This window comes from Streptomyces sp. NPDC002055, from assembly GCF_040296705.1.
Classification (GTDB): Bacteria; Actinomycetota; Actinomycetes; order Streptomycetales; family Streptomycetaceae; genus Streptomyces.
On sequence record NZ_JBEOXS010000125.1, the window covers coordinates 1 to 4,617 of the forward strand.

The window sequence follows — 4,617 nt, forward strand, 5'->3', positions numbered from 1 at the left end:
TCTCAACTGATATAGTATTATTTACGGTAACAAGAGTAACAAAGTATTATAAAGGTAGTTATATCAAGGGTTTATACTGTTACCTTTCTCTAAAAGAAGAGTAACAGTAAGGTATCAAGGGTAACAAGATAATTAGAGAGGAATCCCTAAACTAGAGCCAGTACCTGGAAATGCTGGTAGAATCTCTGCAAGTATTTTAGGCAATGTACTATAAAACTCACTCACACTTGGAGATAAGTTACTATTTATGGCATCCAACGTAAAATTTGTCTGCATACGTCTGATGACATTGGGAATATACTCTCCTTTTTCTACTAGATTCTTTGCTTTAGTCAGCACTCTACGTTCTTCTTCTTTTATATCCTCACTAAGGATAAGATTATAAAGTGTATTTAAAAAATCTAATTTTATTTGAGATGTTTTATCATTGTCTGCCATAAATACCTCCTATCAGCTTTTAACGTGGTTCAGGTTTGCACGTATTGGGGTTAAGTAAAAAAGATTCAATAATTTACTTATGGAATTGGTGGAAAAAGGGGGAATTTGTTATAAACGACTATTATTTCAATGATTCCGCAAGCGTTAGAGTTTTTCTATCAACCACTCTTATATCTTCATTTTCGAGCCGAACAATATAACAATTTTGCAAAGTTGTAGATTCGTCGCCAGTAACAATTGTGGCTATTTGTCCGTCTGATAGTTTGATAACGTCATCTTTTTTCATGGTGTAAATTCTTTCTAAGTTTATAGTGGATATAAACCACTTTGATTATATTGGGGAGTTTGAAATACTCCTTCACGGATGATATGAATTAAAAAATATATTCATACCTTTCATTTTCACAGATATGAACTTTCTCTTTTTTCCGAAAGTCGAGAACACAAAAGTGTGGACTCCTCAGATTTAGGAGAGCGCAAAAGTGCGCTGTCCTCTGAAACCATTGATATTAAAAACAAGTGGGTCAGAGCCACCCGTTTTTGAGTAAGTCCATAGTCTGTAGTAAAGTCGGTCAAACCGACCTTAGATTTTATCATTTTGTTATGGCTCAAACCCATAACAATTTAATCGGCGGAATTTTCGACCGATTGGCTAAAGTCGTAAAATGCGATCTCAGGTAGTTGCATATAAAACTTGTAACAACCATGTCTCTATTTCTTAATTTGAAACCGAATACGAAAAAGTGTAAGATGAAAGTATAATGATTTTGAGATGTCATTACTTTCAAGTATAAAGTTACTCTTTGGAGTGGCTTTTTAATGTACAAATTATAGAATATGTTGTATAATCTATTTATTCCAAACATAAACTTTTTCTAAAGTTTTGCACTGAGCGTCCTATTTCAAACTAGGGCGCTTTTTTTATTTTCCAAATTAAACCATTTACGCTAGAAAATACGAGTGATTTGATAGAAAATATCTGATAAACAGCTTTATTAAGCCATTTTTTTCGCGTGAAAATATGCTTATTTTATTTTCCGAATTAGATCCAACTAGTAAGAAATATTTACTTGTTCATTATTGCTAACGTCGGCAAAATTGGCTGTTATGCGTTTAGAGTGAACCTATAGAGATTTGTACAAAAATGTTCATATCCTATTATTGGTTTCCGAAAAAAGTGAAACCAATAAACTTTACTCATCATCTATTTTAATGTAGTAGTGTTTAATAAAATATTTTTTAGAAATTACCCTACCGTTTGTTATATCTAAAAAATCGCCTATATTTCCCATTGCATAAGTTCCACCAAAGCCTTGTCCAACGCTCAAAATACCGTTCATTATTCCCAATTTAATATTTCTTTTAGCTGTTGGATTTATACCAGTTAAAAGGATTTTTAATCTATCATCATACCAAGAAAGATAATTCTCTTTAAACGCTTGCTTAACCCAATCAGGTTGTTCATTTGTTTTACTAATTTCCCATACTTCGACTGATTTGTTTTTATATTTTACTTCCATAAAATAATATAACTTCTTTCTGTATAATATAGTGAGATTTTGGAGACCCTAAAAAAGGGGGTTCCGATTCGTTCCTCCCTAGCAAGTCGCGAATCACGACCCCTTAATAACAACAACGAAATTTTCGTTTTTGCCACTTGTGGCAGAAAGCTATACCACTAAAATACTGTTAAGGGTGTAAAGATTTTAACGCCCTCAAAATTGTGGAGGTTATCAACACTAGACAAAGTCTATACCGACATCACGTCGGTCAGGGGTAACTTTGAGGTGTACCCATTCAAAACAAAAATGTTATAGCTCCGTAGTTACAAATACACAGCAAATTCTAGCAACATACAAAATTTACATACTGTCAGTATCATACTGAACAACCGTACCTGAAAGTACACTTGCTAATTGTTGGCAAATGTTGGCACGAAATTGACTTATCAGGTTATAATCCCAAAATTTATCTAGAGTTTATATACTAATATAAATCAAAATGCGATTCAGAATCTGGTTTAGCTAACAGTGGTTTGCCATTCTTGTCTATCAACGGTGTTATTCCACAACCGTCAGAATCTTTATTAACCACCATATATTGTACGCCAGTATTTTTATCAGTAATTATTTCTACACCGCTTAAAATACCTCCAGAAGTTCTTTCAAAGCGATCTTTTATCTCTTTTTTTGTTATCATTGTTATAATCATTCCTTTCCGCTTCGTTCCAAGACACAACACGAGATGAAAAAGTGTTGTACTATATTCACACCTCTTTTTCTCAAATCAAAGTCTCTTTGCCGATATATATTTATATAAAATTAGCTGAGCAAGTGATTTGTTTTATTAAAGATTCAAGTTACCTGTTGCAAAAAGAAGTAATAAGGCACCAACTATTCCAAAAATAACTCCAAGAATTCGTTGTTTAATAAAACTTACATTTCCTAAAAGCACTCTAACTAAAATAAACTGTCTACTAGCAAAAGTAAATAGAAGGCCAATACCCAATATAATACATGAGATAAGTGCTAATGGGTTATGACTAAAAATTTGAATAAGGTTATCTGATTCGTTCGTAATATTATCCACTTTATTTTCCTCTTTCGCGTGCGCACAAGCGCTTTTTATTTTGCATTCCTAAAATTTAGGATTTGTTTTATAGATTTGAACCTTAGCATTTGTTAGCATGTTAAAAAATGTTAAGGTTCACAGATATATAGACTTTAGCACTATTAAAGTTCTAATCTATTGCTTTTTTCATTTCATGAATAACTCTTCTTAATTTTGGCAAAGGTAATTCCATAAGGTCAGCAAACTGTTCTTGTGGTAGTCTGTAGTGTTCTCCAAACATTTTCTCATACTCAGCTATAATTACAGCCTTTTGCATTTTTTCATCTAAGTTATCAATACTCTTTAAGTAGTCCGATAGTTTCATGCTTCCTCCTTTTTTACCCCACCAACTCAAACCAACACAACTCACACAGCAACGCACGAGCCTCGTCATAAGCGTTGTGATGATAGCCGTAGAAGTCTAAGAAGTTGTATATATTTAACGTGTCGTGCGTGATGATGTCGAAACGGCTGATGTAATCAATGGCACAGTCTCTAAAACTCTTTGTACTCATATCACAGCACATTGACGTTATTAGTCGTTTAGTGGCGTCATAGTGGCAACCAGTTATTTTACAGAACTGTGTTATATCATCAAAGTTACCGCCATTTTGTATGAACCAATCCCAAAGCATTAAAATAGCTTCTTTGTTGGCTCTTTTTTCCGTAGGGCTTAGTGTATCGCACTCGCCTAGTCGTCTATCATCTTTATAATAAGCGTGCATATACTCGTGAGCATGGTCAAACGGTCTAGCAAGTTCAGTATAAGCACCAAAGCCAAGTTCTAAAGAAATAAAGGCTTTTTGATTATCTAAGTCCCCCAACCGATAAACAACTCCTAATTTTTCTATTTCACATATTAGTAGACTATTTAATTCCTGTTTGTCCATAGTCCACCGCCTTAGTCCTTATTGTCTAAGTCTTTGGCTTTTTGTGTAATCTCGTCCCACTTATCAGAGAACAGCAATTTGATAGCCATTTTATCCTTTTCTGTCAAAGGACGACCGCCAGACGATAACAAGCGAGACCACACGGCGTCATCGTCAGAGTTTGCGACTTCCGCCAAGTCTATCGGCTCATTGACTGATTTAGCTTCAGCACGCCCCAGTAGATAGTCCACAGATACGTTGAAATAGTCGGCGATTAACTTTAGCTTTTCAGCAGTCGGTTGTTGTTTTTTCATTCTATAAAAGTAATTTGAGCTAAATCCCAAATCTTCCGAAACTCTTTGCAAAGATTTACCTTGTTTTTCAGATAACTCTTTCACACGTTCAAATATTGTCATATCAAGCCTTTCGAAGATTAACGAAAAAACATTTAATACTAATAGTATAAAATAATTGACTTATAATTACTTATAGTGTAAAATAGTTTTTAGTTAAGTTATTCAAAAAAAAGCAAAGACGCCTTTTAACTAGCTCCCCAGCAGGTTTATAAGTTCGCTTATTGCTCTTTTAATTATACTTATATTTTACACTATAAGTACAAAAAACACAAGAATTTAATTACTTATAGTTGAAATAAAGAAGAAAGAAGGTAAAAATGCCACTATTAACACCAGAAATGAAA

Annotated in this window: 7 protein-coding genes; all 7 read right to left on the minus strand. The window is 33.6% G+C overall.

What is annotated here, in order from left to right; translation table 11 throughout:
• Positions 1 to 132 precede the first annotated feature (132 nt).
• Positions 133 to 438: a bacteriocin immunity family protein gene (locus ABT112_RS34680; RefSeq protein ID WP_010905062.1), complete on the minus strand. Its 306-nt coding sequence runs from the start codon at positions 436 to 438 to the stop codon at positions 133 to 135.
• Between the two features lie 1,193 nt (positions 439 to 1,631).
• Positions 1,632 to 1,958: a hypothetical protein gene (locus tag ABT112_RS34685; protein WP_011834160.1), complete on the minus strand. Its 327-nt coding sequence runs from the start codon at positions 1,956 to 1,958 to the stop codon at positions 1,632 to 1,634.
• 466 nt (positions 1,959 to 2,424) lie between these two features.
• Positions 2,425 to 2,649 (minus strand): DUF6440 family protein, encoded by a 225-nt coding sequence (locus ABT112_RS34690; protein ID WP_010905058.1) that lies wholly within the window; start codon positions 2,647 to 2,649, stop codon positions 2,425 to 2,427.
• Positions 2,650 to 2,784: 135 nt separating this feature from the next.
• A complete protein-coding gene (locus tag ABT112_RS34695) occupies positions 2,785 to 3,027 on the minus strand; it encodes a hypothetical protein (RefSeq protein WP_010905057.1) in 243 nt (80 codons plus the stop codon).
• Between the two features lie 151 nt (positions 3,028 to 3,178).
• The gene (locus ABT112_RS34700) at positions 3,179 to 3,373 is read right to left on the minus strand and encodes a hypothetical protein (protein WP_014570835.1); all 195 of its coding nucleotides are present in this window, start codon (positions 3,371 to 3,373) and stop codon (positions 3,179 to 3,181) included.
• A gap of 13 nt (positions 3,374 to 3,386) precedes the next feature.
• A complete protein-coding gene (locus tag ABT112_RS34705; RefSeq protein ID WP_351515777.1) occupies positions 3,387 to 3,938 on the minus strand; it encodes a hypothetical protein in 552 nt (183 codons plus the stop codon).
• 11 nt (positions 3,939 to 3,949) lie between these two features.
• The gene (locus tag ABT112_RS34710; RefSeq protein ID WP_351515778.1) at positions 3,950 to 4,315 is read right to left on the minus strand and encodes a helix-turn-helix domain-containing protein; all 366 of its coding nucleotides are present in this window, start codon (positions 4,313 to 4,315) and stop codon (positions 3,950 to 3,952) included.
• Between the last annotated feature and the right edge of the window lie 302 nt (positions 4,316 to 4,617).